Origin of the sequence: Peribacillus asahii (assembly GCF_004006295.1) — a bacterium.
Classification (GTDB): domain Bacteria; phylum Bacillota; class Bacilli; order Bacillales; family DSM-1321; genus Peribacillus; species Peribacillus asahii_A.
Window position 1 is genome coordinate 73509 of record NZ_CP026095.1, and the last position, 13992, is coordinate 87500.

Below are 13992 nucleotides of genomic sequence, written 5' to 3' on the forward strand. Positions count from 1 at the left end.
TAACGAGAAAAAGGTATTCCTAGATGGAATACCTTTTTCTCGCTTAGTAATTACTTATCTTATTCTCAGAATATGACAAGATACTTTCGTTTTACTTCTATTATCGTGTAAAATAATGATTAAGTGTGACGTAGGAGAATAATTTATTAGGGGGATAGAACGATGATTTTTGTATTAGATGTTGGAAATACAAATACAGTCTTAGGGGTATATGAGGATGATATTTTGAAATATCATTGGCGAATTGAGACAAATCGTCATAAGACAGAAGATGAGTATGGAATGATCATTAAATCTTTATTACAGCATGAGGGGCTATCTTTTGACCAATTTGATGGCATGATTATATCTTCTGTTGTGCCTCCTATTATGTTTGCGCTAGAGAGAATGTGTAAGAAATATTTTGGTATTAAGCCGTTAGTTGTTGGACCAGGTATTAAGACAGGGTTAGACATTAAATATGAAAACCCGCGTGAAGTAGGTGCGGACCGAATTGTGAATGCTGTTGCTGGTATTCACGAATTTGGAAGCCCTCTCATTATTGTGGATTTTGGAACAGCAACAACTTATTGTTACATTAATGAAGACAAACAATATATGGGTGGAGCAATTGCCCCTGGGATTAATATTTCAACGGAGGCTCTTTATTCAAAAGCAGCGAAGCTACCGAGAATTGAAATTAGCCGTCCGGAGGGTGTAATTGGTAAAAATACTGTTTCAGCCATGCAGTCTGGTATTTTATATGGTTATGTAGGACAAGTAGAAGGCATTGTTGCTCGAATTAAGGAGCAAAGTAAAATCGAGCCGCTTGTTATCGCGACAGGAGGACTTGCACCGTTAATTGCTAATGAATCCACGGCGATTGATATTGTAGAACCGTTTTTAACGTTAAAGGGACTTCAGTTAATTTATAAGCGGAATCGTGAACAAGTAAAGAATTAAAGAATTAAAGGCAGCTAGGAAAGGGGCAAAAGTAGTGAAAGATTATTTAGTAAAAGCGTTGGGATATAATGGACAGGTGCGTGCGTATGCCGTTTCTACGACAGAAACAGTGGGAGAAGCTCAGCGCCGTCATTATACATGGCCAACTGCTTCTGCTGCATTAGGTCGTGCTATGACAGCGGGTTTGATGATGGGAGCCATGTTAAAAGGTGAGGAAAAGCTCACGATTAAAATCGAAGGTGGCGGGCCAATCGGTGCCATTCTAGTGGATAGCAATGCAAAAGGTGAAGTGCGTGGCTATGTAACGAATCCACACGTTCATTTCGATTTAAATGAGCATGGTAAATTGGATGTAAGACGAGCAGTCGGTACCGATGGGATGTTAACGATTGTAAAGGATATTGGATTACGTGATCACTTTACTGGCCAAGTTCCGATTGTATCAGGAGAGCTTGGTGAAGATTTCACTTACTATTTTGCTACTTCAGAGCAAGTTCCGTCATCAGTAGGTGTAGGCGTGCTTGTGAATCCGGATAACTCTATTCAAACAGCTGGTGGTTTTATTATTCAATTAATGCCTGGAATAGACGATTCAACTATTACAGAAATTGAAAATCGATTACAGAGTATTCCGCCTGTTTCAAAAATGATTCAAGCAGGATTAACGCCTGAAGAAATTTTGGACCAACTTTTAGGAGAAGGAAATGTAAAGGTGTTAGAGAAAATGCCAGTATCGTTTCAATGCCAATGTTCAAGAGAGAGAATTTCAAATGCCTTAATCAGCTTAGGGAAAGCAGAAATTCAGGACATTATTGAAGAAGAAGGTAAGGCGGAAGCACAGTGTCACTTTTGTAATGAAAAATATCAATTTTCTAAAGAAGAGCTTGAGGAATTAGCGGCAGAAGCAAAATAAAGGCCAACGGGGGAAGGATAGTTGTCGAAGAAGCGGTTAAGATCTATGGTTGCTGGTCTTGCTTTGTTAAATTTGATTACGATTGTCATATTTGCGATTTGGCCGATGTTTAATTCTCGAACGGTTGGCGGAGGAGAAACGGTAGCTCAAATTGGTGATGTAGGTATCTCAAGAGAGAGTTGGATAAATGAGTTAGAACAACGGTATGGGAAAGATGTGCTCAAAGAGATGGTTGATGAGGAAGTCGTAAAACAAATGGCTGAGAAATATGATGTAAGCGTCACAGACCAAGAAATTGAGCGAGAATATAAGATAATGAAAACTTTATATGGAACCTACGAACAATCACAAAGTCAGTCTGAAGACCAGAGAAAGGCTCAAATCAAAGCGGACTTATTATTAGAAGAGATTTTGACGAAAGATGTCAGCATATCGGAAACAGAAATAAAAAACTATTATAACGACAATCAGGATTTATTTCGAATCCCGACTACTTATCGAATTTCTCACTTAACAACAGCGACAAAAAGTGAGGCGGATAAAGTAATGAAAGAGCTGACAAAGGGCGTTTCTTTTCAGGTGTTAGCTATGGAGAAATCTCTTGATGAGTTTACAGCTAATCAAGGCGGGGCGATGGGTTTCATTTCTGAAGATAATGAACGAGTGCCAAAGGTCTATATTGAGACGGCGGCATCAATGAAAACAAATGATTGGAGCAAGCCGATTCAAATTGAAGAAGGCTGGGCGGTTCTATATCTTCATGAAAAAATTAAAGGAGAACAATTCTCTTATGATGAAGTGAAACAACAGATTCGTCGTCAATTAGCTATGGAACATATTCAAACATCTGTATCTAGCGAAATATTTTGGGATGAACTAGAAGTTGAATGGTTTTATGGTGCGAAATGAGTAAAAATTACTAGAAAAAAGTAGAAAATAGTTGACAATAGTCTATACAATCTGATAATTTTGAATTAATAAAACCAATATACTTACTAGGTATTTAAAAATGAAGGAGTGAACGAAATGGCACGTATTGCTAATTCCGTACTTGAATTAATTGGTCAAACACCAATTGTAAAATTAAACAGAATTCCAGAAGAAAACATCGCAGATATTTACTTGAAACTAGAGTATTTTAACCCAGGGAGCAGTGTAAAAGATCGTATTGCACTTGCAATGGTTGAGGCAGCTGAAAAAAGCGGTCAATTAAAAGAGGGCGATACGATTATTGAGCCTACAAGTGGAAATACAGGAATTGGTCTAGCGTTAGTTGCATCTGCTAAAGGATATAAATCCATTCTTGTTATGCCAGAAACAATGAGCTTAGAGCGTCGTAACTTACTTCGTGCATATGGTGCGGAATTAGTTCTTACTCCAGGGCCGGAAGGTATGAAAGGTGCTATTGCTAAAGCGGAAGAATTAGCAAAAGAAAAAGGCTATTTCTTACCTCAACAATTTAACAATACAGCAAACCCTGAAGTTCACCGTCAAACAACAGGTCCTGAGATTGTTGAAGCTTTTGGTGATGAAGGATTAGATGCTTTCATTGCTGGTATCGGTACAGGTGGAACAATTACAGGTGCTGGTGAAGTGTTACGTGAGAAATATCCAAACATTAAGATTTACGCAGTGGAGCCGAAAGATTCTCCAGTTTTATCGGGTGGAAAACCAGGCCCTCATAAAATTCAAGGAATTGGTGCAGGCTTTGTACCAAGCATCTTGAATACTGAGTTATATGATGGAATTATTCAAATTACAACGGAAGAAGCATTTGAATATGCTCGCCGTGCTGCGAAAGAAGAAGGAATCTTAGGTGGTATTTCTTCAGGAGCTGCGATTAGTGCTGCAATTAAAGTAGCTAAAGAGTTAGGTGCAGGTAAAAAAGTACTAGCTATTATTCCAAGTAACGGAGAGCGTTATTTAAGTACACCTCTTTATCACTTTGAATAATCTTAATAGGAATAGTAAAAAAAGCAAAGTTCCTTTAGGGGCTTTGCTTTTTTAGTTGTGTAACTTGCGTTTTGCCTTTGAAAGTGAGTACACTCAGTATGTGAATTTTTTGATGAGACGAAGGAGAGTAAGAAATGTCGGGAATAAGTACTTTGCAAACAAAATGCGGCCCTTATACGCTTGATTATCAAAAGAAAACGTATATTATGGGCATTTTAAATGTTACACCAGATTCTTTTTCAGATGGCGGTCGCTACGATCATATCGATGCAGCCCTAAGACATGCAGAGCAAATGGTAGAGGATGGAGCAGATTTAATCGATATCGGGGGAGAGTCCACACGCCCGAACTATGAGCGAATTTCAGATGAAGAAGAAATAGAGCGTGTCGCACCTGTTATTGAAGCGATTTCTAAACGGATTGATGTCCCGCTTTCAATTGATACGTATAAATCAAAGGTCGCAAAAGCTGCGATTGAAGCAGGTGCTCATATTATTAATGATATATGGGGAGCGAAGGCTGATCCTGAAATGGCAAAGGTCGCAGCTCAATATCAAGTTCCGATTATCCTCATGCACAATCGCGAGGGGCAAACCTATCAACATTTTATGCGTGATGCACTGCAAGACTTGTATGAAAGTATCGCTCTTGTAAAAGCAGCCGGTGTAAGAGAGGAACAAATTATCTTGGATCCAGGGATTGGATTTGCCAAAGATGTCACACTGAATTTAGAAATGATGCGAAATCTTGATACGCTTGTGGCGTTAGGTTATCCGGTCTTGCTGGCTACATCTCGTAAATCTATGATCGGACATGTACTAGATTTGCCGCCGGTAGAGCGTGTAGAAGGAACAGCTGCTACGATTTGTTTCGGTATTGGACAAGGGTGCCAGCTTGTTCGAGTACATGATGTGAAAGAAATGGCGCGTACAGCAAAGATGATGGATGCGCTTGTTAAGAAAGGAGAATACAGTGGATAAAATTTATTTAAATGAAATGGAGTTTTATGGATATCACGGTGTGTTTCCAGAAGAAACAAAACTTGGACAACGATTTGTTGTTGATATAGTAGTGGAGACGGATTTAGCAAAAGCAGGTCAAACGGATTGCTTAGATGATTCTATTAACTATGGTGAATTATTTGAAGTAGTTCAAGGGATTGTGGAAGGAGAACCGATGAAGCTGCTTGAAGCAGTTGCTGAAACCATTTCAATAAAGCTATTGGAGAAATTCCCTAGCGTTCAAAATTGTACGGTAAAAGTAATCAAGCCTAATCCGCCGATACGAGGGCATTATAAATCGGTTGCAATTGAAATTACGAGAGGGAGATAACGATGGAGAATATCGCATACCTTTCGATTGGGTCCAACATCGGCAATCGACTTGCTACTTTTCATGAAGCGCTTCAATTATTAGATAGTAACAAATTGGTAAAAGTTGTTGGCTCTTCATCTTTGTATGAAACAGATCCTGTAGGATATACAGATCAAGACTGCTTTTTAAATGCGGTAATTAAAGTTTTTACTTCTTTAAGCCCCGAAGAATTGCTGCAAACTTGTTTGAATATCGAAACAAAATTAGGGAGAAAAAGGGAAATTAGATGGGGACCTCGGACCTTAGACCTTGACATTTTGTTATATAATCAAGAAAATATTGAGACAGAGAGTCTTTCTGTTCCACATCCTCGGATGCAAGAAAGAGCATTTGTGATAGTTCCACTATTGGAATTAGACCCAGACATCAAACTTCCGAACGTAAACGCATCTTTGAACGATATTCTAAATCAGATACCGGATAAAGAAGGAGTACGATTATGGAAGCGGAAAAATGGGGACGACGTATTCGGGCTTTTCGAAAGTTAAAAGGATTTACACAAGAACAATTTGCGAAAGAAATAGGTGTATCTGTTTCTTTTTTAGGTGAAGTAGAAAGAGGAAACAAAGTACCGCCAGATTATTTTTTACAAGATGTGTCGGATATGCTCAGTGTGTCATTAGAAGAGCTGCAACCGCTAGATGATAAGAAAGAGAAAAGTAAGGGAGGCCCATAGTTTGTTGAAGATTGGAAATGTTGAAATAAGTAATCCTGTTGTGCTGGCTCCTATGGCTGGTGTTTGCAATTCGGCTTTCCGTTTAACAGTAAAGGAGTTTGGCGCAGGACTTGTGTGTGCTGAAATGATTAGTGACAAAGGGATTAATCTTAAGAACAAAAAAACAATGGGTATGCTATATATAGATGAACGTGAAAATCCATTGAGCTTACAAATTTTCGGCGGCGAAAAAGAATCACTTGTGCAAGCGGCTAAGTTTGTGGATAAAAACACAAATGCTGATATTATTGATATTAATATGGGGTGCCCCGTTTCTAAAATTATTAAATGTGAAGCAGGAGCAAGATGGCTGCTTAATCCAAATAAAATTTATGATATGGTGTCAGCGGTTGTTGATGCAGTTGATAAACCAGTTACGGTGAAAATGCGTATCGGTTGGGATGACGATCATATTTTTGCTGTCGAGAATGCAAGAGCGGTAGAACGTGCTGGCGGCAGTGCGGTAGCTGTACACGGCAGAACGCGTGTTCAAATGTATGAAGGAAAAGCGAACTGGGATATTATTCGAGATGTGAAAAATGCAGTGAACATTCCGGTTATCGGGAATGGGGATGTTGTAACGCCTCAAGACGCTAAAAGAATGCTAGACGAGGTCGGTGTTGATGGTGTTATGATTGGCCGTGCTGCACTTGGGAATCCATGGATGATTTACCAAACTGTTAAATACTTAGAATCAGGTGTACTAATGCCGGAGCCGAGTGTACGTGAAAAAATGGATGTATGCGTACTCCACATGGACCGTCTTATTGCCTTGAAAAATGAAAACATTGCAGTACGTGAGATGCGTAAGCACGCTGCCTGGTATTTAAAAGGTGTTCAAGGGAATGGAAAAGCACGTAAAGAGATTAACGAATGTAATACACGAGAAGATGTTGTGAAGCTTCTATACGGTCTTGTAGAAGAAATTGAAGCGAAAGAACAAAATATGCAAATGGTGTAAACGTTTGACATTGTGTCGGCGTTTCCCTATAATACGCTTAACTTCAACTGCCGGATTTTCTGGCAGTTTTTATATGGCCTGAAAACGTAAATATTTCAGTTAAAAGGCTTGTTCGATTTCTTTGTTTTATGTAAGAATAAATAAGGATGTTAAACAATTAATCGCATACGGTTATATAATGCTGAAAAATACAGACGGAGATGATATTCGATGAGTCATGAAGAATTAAATGACCAATTGCAAGTAAGACGAGATAAAATGCAAGCGATGCAAGAAGGTGGGAAGGATCCATTTGGCAGCCGCTTTGATCGTACACATACAGCAGCAGAAATTAAAGAAGCGTATGGTGACATTTCTAAGGAAGAGCTGGAAGAAAAAGAAATTCAGGTAACGATTGCAGGACGTGTGATGACGAAACGTGGAAAAGGAAAAGCTGGGTTTGCGCATATTCAAGATATTAGTGGGCAAATTCAAATCTACGTAAGAAAAGATGCAGTCGGTGAAGAACCGTATCAAGATTTCGGACAAACAGATTTAGGAGATCTTGTTGGTGTAACAGGTGTTGTGTTTAAAACAAATGTAGGAGAGCTTTCAATCAAGGCAAAAGAGTATGTATTTTTAACAAAAGCTCTTCGTCCGCTTCCTGATAAATTCCATGGTTTAAAGGATGTTGAGGAGCGCTATCGTAAACGCTATGTCGACTTAATTACGAATGAGGAAAGCAAGCATACTTTTATTTTGCGCAGTAAAATCATTCAAGAAATCCGTCGTTATTTAGATGGACAAGGATTCTTGGAAGTAGAAACACCAATGTTGCATTCGGTTGCTGGTGGAGCGGCTGCTCGTCCATTCAATACACACCATAATGCATTAGATATGCCTTTGCACCTTCGTATTGCGATTGAGCTTCATTTGAAGCGTTTGATCGTCGGAGGAATGGAAAAGGTATATGAAATTGGCCGTGTATTCCGTAACGAAGGGGTATCAACAAGACACAACCCTGAATTTACAATGATTGAATTATATGAAGCGTATGCAGATTATAAGGACATTATGAGTTTAACAGAGAACTTAGTGGCACATGTAGCACAAGAGGTACTAGGTACAACAACGATTCAATATGGTGAATATGAGATTGATTTAAAACCTGAGTGGAAACGACTTCACATGGTTGATGCGGTTAAAGAATATACAGGTGTAGACTTCTGGAAGCACATGACGAAAGAAGAAGCTCAACAATTAGCGAAAGAGCATAATATTGAAATAAAAGATACGATGGAATTTGGCCATATTGTAAATGAATTTTTTGAACAAGTGGTAGAGGAAAAATTAATTCAACCAACTTTTATTTACGGTCATCCAGTTGAAATTTCGCCATTAGCGAAGAAAAATCCAGAAGATCCACGTTTCACAGATCGCTTTGAATTGTTCATTGTAGCTCGTGAACACGCAAATGCTTTCACCGAGTTAAATGATCCAATTGATCAGCGTCAACGTTTCGAAGCACAATTAGTAGAACGTGAACAAGGGAACGATGAAGCGCATGAAATGGATGAAGACTTCATTGAAGCATTAGAATACGGTATGCCTCCTACTGGTGGTTTAGGAATTGGTATCGATCGTTTAGTTATGCTGTTAACGAATTCTCCATCAATTCGCGATGTTCTATTATTCCCATTAATGCGTCACCGTTAATAGAAAAGAAGATAAACTAAATCGAGTACGAACAGTCTTTTAAAAAGACTGTTCGTATTCGATTTTTTATTTAATATTTTTAGTTACAAAAACTAGTTGTATAATTTTTAAAAAAGTATTGCAACGAAGATACAATGGTGGTATATTTATATCTGTTGTTACGAACGAGTCACATACAGATTAAGAAAGTAAAACAAATCTTAAAAAAGTGTTGACGAGGATTCGTAAAAATGATATTATATAAAAGTTGCTTCGTTAAGAAGTGACGAACATTGCTCTTTGAAAACTGAACAAAACAAAGCGCCAACGTTAATTTTTAAGTGAGCACACACGATAAAAAAGTGCAACATGAGCAAGTCAAATTCTATCGGAGAGTTTGATCCTGGCTCAGGACGAACGCTGGCGGCGTGCCTAATACATGCAAGTCGAGCGAATCAATGGGAGCTTGCTCCCTGAGATTAGCGGCGGACGGGTGAGTAACACGTGGGTAACCTGCCTGTAAGACTGGGATAACTTCGGGAAACCGGAGCTAATACCGGATACTTTCTTTTCTCGCATGAGAGAAGATGGAAAGATGGTTTTGCTATCACTTACAGATGGACCCGCGGCGCATTAGCTAGTTGGTGAGGTAACGGCTCACCAAGGCGACGATGCGTAGCCGACCTGAGAGGGTGATCGGCCACACTGGGACTGAGACACGGCCCAGACTCCTACGGGAGGCAGCAGTAGGGAATCTTCCGCAATGGACGAAAGTCTGACGGAGCAACGCCGCGTGAGCGAAGAAGGCCTTCGGGTCGTAAAGCTCTGTTGTTAGGGAAGAACAAGTACGAGAGTAACTGCTCGTACCTTGACGGTACCTAACCAGAAAGCCACGGCTAACTACGTGCCAGCAGCCGCGGTAATACGTAGGTGGCAAGCGTTGTCCGGAATTATTGGGCGTAAAGCGCGCGCAGGCGGTCCTTTAAGTCTGATGTGAAAGCCCACGGCTCAACCGTGGAGGGTCATTGGAAACTGGGGGACTTGAGTGCAGAAGAGGAGAGTGGAATTCCACGTGTAGCGGTGAAATGCGTAGAGATGTGGAGGAACACCAGTGGCGAAGGCGACTCTCTGGTCTGTAACTGACGCTGAGGCGCGAAAGCGTGGGGAGCAAACAGGATTAGATACCCTGGTAGTCCACGCCGTAAACGATGAGTGCTAAGTGTTAGAGGGTTTCCGCCCTTTAGTGCTGCAGCTAACGCATTAAGCACTCCGCCTGGGGAGTACGGCCGCAAGGCTGAAACTCAAAGGAATTGACGGGGGCCCGCACAAGCGGTGGAGCATGTGGTTTAATTCGAAGCAACGCGAAGAACCTTACCAGGTCTTGACATCCTCTGCCAACCCTAGAGATAGGGCGTTCCCCTTCGGGGGACAGAGTGACAGGTGGTGCATGGTTGTCGTCAGCTCGTGTCGTGAGATGTTGGGTTAAGTCCCGCAACGAGCGCAACCCTTGATCTTAGTTGCCAGCATTCAGTTGGGCACTCTAAGGTGACTGCCGGTGACAAACCGGAGGAAGGTGGGGATGACGTCAAATCATCATGCCCCTTATGACCTGGGCTACACACGTGCTACAATGGATGGTACAAAGAGCTGCGAACCCGCGAGGGTAAGCGAATCTCATAAAGCCATTCTCAGTTCGGATTGTAGGCTGCAACTCGCCTACATGAAGCCGGAATCGCTAGTAATCGCGGATCAGCATGCCGCGGTGAATACGTTCCCGGGCCTTGTACACACCGCCCGTCACACCACGAGAGTTTGTAACACCCGAAGTCGGTGAGGTAACCTTTTGGAGCCAGCCGCCTAAGGTGGGATAGATGATTGGGGTGAAGTCGTAACAAGGTAGCCGTATCGGAAGGTGCGGCTGGATCACCTCCTTTCTAAGGAAAAATGAAGAATCTCGGTTCTTCATTAAATAGGCGCTTTTGTTTTGTTCAGTTTTGAATGAGTAATTCATTCAGAACTTTGTTCTTTGAAAACTAGATAATAGATAGAAGGCAATATTTTTTTGCGTCAATTTTCAAAACACCGAGTAAGATTTTTTGAATGGTTAAGTTAGAAAGGGCGCACGGTGGATGCCTTGGCACTAGGAGCCGATGAAGGACGGGACTAACACCGATATGCTTCGGGGAGCTGTAAGTAAGCTTTGATCCGGAGATTTCCGAATGGGGAAACCCACTGTTCGTAATGGAACAGTATCTTTACCTGAATACATAGGGTACTGAAGGCAGACCCGGGGAACTGAAACATCTAAGTACCCGGAGGAAGAGAAAGCAAACGCGATTTCCTGAGTAGCGGCGAGCGAAACGGAATTAGCCCAAACCAAGAGGCTTGCCTCTTGGGGTTGTAGGACACTCTACATGGAGTTACAAAGGAACGGGGTAAATGAAGAGATCTGGAAAGGTCCGTCAAAGAAGGTAAAAACCCTGTAGTTGAAACTTCGTTCCCTCCTGAGTGGATCCTGAGTACGGCGGGACACGTGAAATCCCGTCGGAAGCAGGGAGGACCATCTCCCAAGGCTAAATACTCCCTAGTGACCGATAGTGAACCAGTACCGTGAGGGAAAGGTGAAAAGCACCCCGGAAGGGGAGTGAAAGAGAACCTGAAACCGTGTGCCTACAAGTAGTCAGAGCCCGTTCATGGGTGATGGCGTGCCTTTTGTAGAATGAACCGGCGAGTTACGATTTCATGCAAGGTTAAGTTGATGAGACGGAGCCGCAGCGAAAGCGAGTCTGAATAGGGCGAATGAGTATGAGGTCGTAGACCCGAAACCAGGTGATCTACCCATGTCCAGGGTGAAGTTCAGGTAACACTGAATGGAGGCCCGAACCCACGCACGTTGAAAAGTGCGGGGATGAGGTGTGGGTAGCGGAGAAATTCCAATCGAACTTGGAGATAGCTGGTTCTCTCCGAAATAGCTTTAGGGCTAGCCTCGAGATTGAGAATATTGGAGGTAGAGCACTGATTGGACTAGGGGCCCCCATCGGGTTACCGAATTCAGTCAAACTCCGAATGCCAAATACTTATACTCGGGAGTCAGACTGCGAGTGATAAGATCCGTAGTCAAAAGGGAAACAGCCCAGACCACCAGCTAAGGTCCCAAAGTTTATGTTAAGTGGAAAAGGATGTGGAGTTGCTTAGACAACCAGGATGTTGGCTTAGAAGCAGCCACCATTTAAAGAGTGCGTAATAGCTCACTGGTCGAGTGACTCCGCGCCGAAAATGTACCGGGGCTAAACATAACACCGAAGCTGTGGATGGACATCTACGATGTCCGTGGTAGGAGAGCGTTCTAAGGGCGTTGAAGCTAGACCGGAAGGACTGGTGGAGCGCTTAGAAGTGAGAATGCCGGTATGAGTAGCGAAAGAAGGGTGAGAATCCCTTCCACCGAATATCTAAGGTTTCCTGAGGAAGGCTCGTCCGCTCAGGGTTAGTCGGGACCTAAGCCGAGGCTGAAAAGCGTAGGCGATGGACAACAGGTTGATATTCCTGTACCACCTATACATCGTTTGAGCGATGGGGGGACGCAGGAGGATAGGGTAAGCGCGCTGTTGGATATGCGCGTCCAAGCAGTTAGGCTGGAAACGAGGCAAATCCCGTTTCCGTTAAGGCTGAGCTGTGATGGCGAGGGAAATAGAGTACCGAAGTTCCTGATTCCACACTGCCAAGAAAAGCCTCTAGCAAGATGTAGGGTGCCCGTACCGCAAACCGACACAGGTAGATGAGGAGAGAATCCTAAGGTGTTCGAGAGAACTCTCGTTAAGGAACTCGGCAAAATGACCCCGTAACTTCGGGAGAAGGGGTGCTCATTAGGGTGTTAAAGCCCAGATGAGCCGCAGTGAATAGGCCCAGGCGACTGTTTAGCAAAAACACAGGTCTCTGCGAAACCGCAAGGTGAAGTATAGGGGCTGACACCTGCCCGGTGCTGGAAGGTTAAGAGGAGAGGTTAGCGCAAGCGAAGCTTTGAATTGAAGCCCCAGTAAACGGCGGCCGTAACTATAACGGTCCTAAGGTAGCGAAATTCCTTGTCGGGTAAGTTCCGACCCGCACGAAAGGTGTAACGATCTGGGCACTGTCTCAACGAGAGACTCGGTGAAATTATAGTACCTGTGAAGATGCAGGTTACCCGCGACAGGACGGAAAGACCCCGTGGAGCTTTACTGCAGCCTGATATTGAATTTTGGTACAGCTTGTACAGGATAGGTAGGAGCCTGTGAAGCCGGAGCGCCAGCTTCGGTGGAGGCGTTGGTGGGATACTACCCTGGCTGTATTGACATTCTAACCCGCACCCCTGATCGGGGTGGGAGACAGTGTCAGGTGGGCAGTTTGACTGGGGCGGTCGCCTCCTAAAAGGTAACGGAGGCGCCCAAAGGTTCCCTCAGAATGGTTGGAAATCATTCGCAGAGTGTAAAGGCACAAGGGAGCTTGACTGCGAGACCTACAAGTCGAGCAGGGACGAAAGTCGGGCTTAGTGATCCGGTGGTTCCGCATGGAAGGGCCATCGCTCAACGGATAAAAGCTACCCCGGGGATAACAGGCTTATCTCCCCCAAGAGTCCACATCGACGGGGAGGTTTGGCACCTCGATGTCGGCTCATCGCATCCTGGGGCTGTAGTCGGTCCCAAGGGTTGGGCTGTTCGCCCATTAAAGCGGTACGCGAGCTGGGTTCAGAACGTCGTGAGACAGTTCGGTCCCTATCCGTCGTGGGCGCAGGAAATTTGAGAGGAGCTGTCCTTAGTACGAGAGGACCGGGATGGACGCACCGCTGGTGTACCAGTTGTCTTGCCAAAGGCATCGCTGGGTAGCTATGTGCGGACGGGATAAGTGCTGAAAGCATCTAAGCATGAAGCCCCCCTCAAGATGAGATTTCCCATAGCGCAAGCTAGTAAGACCCCTGAAAGATGATCAGGTTGATAGGTCAGAGGTGGAAGTGTGGCGACACATGGAGCTGACTGATACTAATCGGTCGAGGACTTAACCTATTGTTTTGATAACACGCAATGCTTTCTTATTATCTAGTTTTGAAGGAACAACGTTCCTTATATTGTTTGGTGACGATAGCGAAGAGGTCACACCCGTTCCCATTCCGAACACGGAAGTTAAGCTCTTCAGCGCCGATGGTAGTTGGGGGTTTCTCCCTGTGAGAGTAGGACGTCGCCAAGCATAATGGAGGATTAGCTCAGCTGGGAGAGCATCTGCCTTACAAGCAGAGGGTCGGCGGTTCGATCCCGTCATCCTCCACCATTTATATGCCGGTGTAGCTCAATTGGTAGAGCAACTGACTTGTAATCAGTAGGTTGGGGGTTCAAGTCCTCTTGCCGGCACCATTTAGACGAGTCATTAGCTCAGTTGGTAGAGCATCTGACTTTTAATCAGAGGGTCGCAGGTTCGAATCCTGCATGACTC

General features: G+C 43.4%; 10 protein-coding genes, 3 tRNA genes and 3 rRNA genes (1 of these 16 cut by a window edge). All 16 read left to right on the forward strand.

Going from position 1 to position 13992, the window contains the following annotated elements:
• Window positions 1-162 precede the first annotated feature (162 nt).
• The gene (locus tag BAOM_RS00375) at window positions 163-942 is read left to right on the forward strand and encodes a type III pantothenate kinase (protein ID WP_127758627.1); all 780 of its coding nucleotides are present in this window, start codon (window positions 163-165) and stop codon (window positions 940-942) included.
• A 34-nt stretch (window positions 943-976) separates the two neighbouring features.
• Window positions 977-1855, forward strand: coding sequence for an Hsp33 family molecular chaperone HslO (gene hslO, locus BAOM_RS00380; protein ID WP_127758628.1), 879 nt, complete (start codon window positions 977-979; stop codon window positions 1853-1855).
• A 21-nt stretch (window positions 1856-1876) separates the two neighbouring features.
• The gene (locus BAOM_RS00385; protein ID WP_127758629.1) at window positions 1877-2764 is read left to right on the forward strand and encodes a peptidyl-prolyl cis-trans isomerase; all 888 of its coding nucleotides are present in this window, start codon (window positions 1877-1879) and stop codon (window positions 2762-2764) included.
• 117 nt (window positions 2765-2881) lie between these two features.
• Window positions 2882-3808 (forward strand): cysteine synthase A, encoded by a 927-nt coding sequence (cysK, locus tag BAOM_RS00390; RefSeq protein ID WP_127758630.1) that lies wholly within the window; start codon window positions 2882-2884, stop codon window positions 3806-3808.
• A 134-nt stretch (window positions 3809-3942) separates the two neighbouring features.
• A complete protein-coding gene (gene folP / locus BAOM_RS00395) occupies window positions 3943-4788 on the forward strand; it encodes a dihydropteroate synthase (RefSeq protein WP_127758631.1) in 846 nt (281 codons plus the stop codon).
• Window positions 4781-5140, forward strand: a complete 360-nt coding sequence (folB, locus tag BAOM_RS00400; RefSeq protein ID WP_127758632.1) for a dihydroneopterin aldolase — start codon at window positions 4781-4783, stop codon at window positions 5138-5140. The genes folP and folB overlap by 8 nt, the downstream gene beginning before the upstream one ends.
• Before the next feature lie 2 nt (window positions 5141-5142).
• Complete coding sequence (folK, locus tag BAOM_RS00405) at window positions 5143-5670, forward strand: 2-amino-4-hydroxy-6-hydroxymethyldihydropteridine diphosphokinase (protein ID WP_127758633.1); 528 nt, start codon at window positions 5143-5145, stop codon at window positions 5668-5670.
• Window positions 5622-5858: a helix-turn-helix domain-containing protein gene (locus BAOM_RS00410; RefSeq protein WP_127758634.1), complete on the forward strand. Its 237-nt coding sequence runs from the start codon at window positions 5622-5624 to the stop codon at window positions 5856-5858. The genes folK and BAOM_RS00410 overlap by 49 nt, the downstream gene beginning before the upstream one ends.
• Before the next feature lies 1 nt (window position 5859).
• Window positions 5860-6858 carry a tRNA dihydrouridine synthase DusB gene (gene dusB, locus BAOM_RS00415; RefSeq protein WP_127758635.1) on the forward strand — a complete coding sequence of 333 codons (999 nt, stop codon included), beginning with the start codon at window positions 5860-5862 and terminating at the stop codon, window positions 6856-6858.
• Between the two features lie 210 nt (window positions 6859-7068).
• Window positions 7069-8553, forward strand: a complete 1485-nt coding sequence (gene lysS, locus BAOM_RS00420) for a lysine--tRNA ligase (RefSeq protein ID WP_127758636.1) — start codon at window positions 7069-7071, stop codon at window positions 8551-8553.
• Between the two features lie 364 nt (window positions 8554-8917).
• Window positions 8918-10466: ribosomal RNA gene (locus tag BAOM_RS00425) — 16S ribosomal RNA — on the forward strand.
• Window positions 10467-10634: 168 nt separating this feature from the next.
• Window positions 10635-13568 (forward strand): 23S ribosomal RNA (locus tag BAOM_RS00430).
• A 65-nt stretch (window positions 13569-13633) separates the two neighbouring features.
• Window positions 13634-13749 (forward strand): 5S ribosomal RNA (gene rrf, locus BAOM_RS00435).
• Together the 16S, 23S and 5S rRNA genes with 3 tRNA genes alongside form the textbook arrangement of a ribosomal RNA operon.
• 5 nt (window positions 13750-13754) lie before the next feature.
• Window positions 13755-13830 (forward strand) — tRNA-Val (locus BAOM_RS00440).
• 7 nt (window positions 13831-13837) lie between these two features.
• Window positions 13838-13913 (forward strand) — tRNA-Thr (locus tag BAOM_RS00445).
• 7 nt (window positions 13914-13920) lie between these two features.
• Window positions 13921-13992 (forward strand) — tRNA-Lys (locus tag BAOM_RS00450); it runs 4 nt beyond the window's last position.

What these genes read in the sequence shown, in the direction of transcription:
- BAOM_RS00375 (WP_127758627.1), top strand. Translation starts at nt 163, where the DNA reads ATGATTTTTGTATTAGATGTTGGAAATACAAATACAGTCTTAGGGGTA.
- cysK (WP_127758630.1), top strand. Translation starts at nt 2,882, where the DNA reads ATGGCACGTATTGCTAATTCCGTACTTGAATTAATTGGTCAAACACCA.
- folP (WP_127758631.1), top strand. Translation starts at nt 3,943, where the DNA reads ATGTCGGGAATAAGTACTTTGCAAACAAAATGCGGCCCTTATACGCTT.
- folK (WP_127758633.1), top strand. Translation starts at nt 5,143, where the DNA reads ATGGAGAATATCGCATACCTTTCGATTGGGTCCAACATCGGCAATCGA.
- BAOM_RS00410 (WP_127758634.1), top strand. Translation starts at nt 5,622, where the DNA reads ATGGAAGCGGAAAAATGGGGACGACGTATTCGGGCTTTTCGAAAGTTA.
- lysS (WP_127758636.1), top strand. Translation starts at nt 7,069, where the DNA reads ATGAGTCATGAAGAATTAAATGACCAATTGCAAGTAAGACGAGATAAA.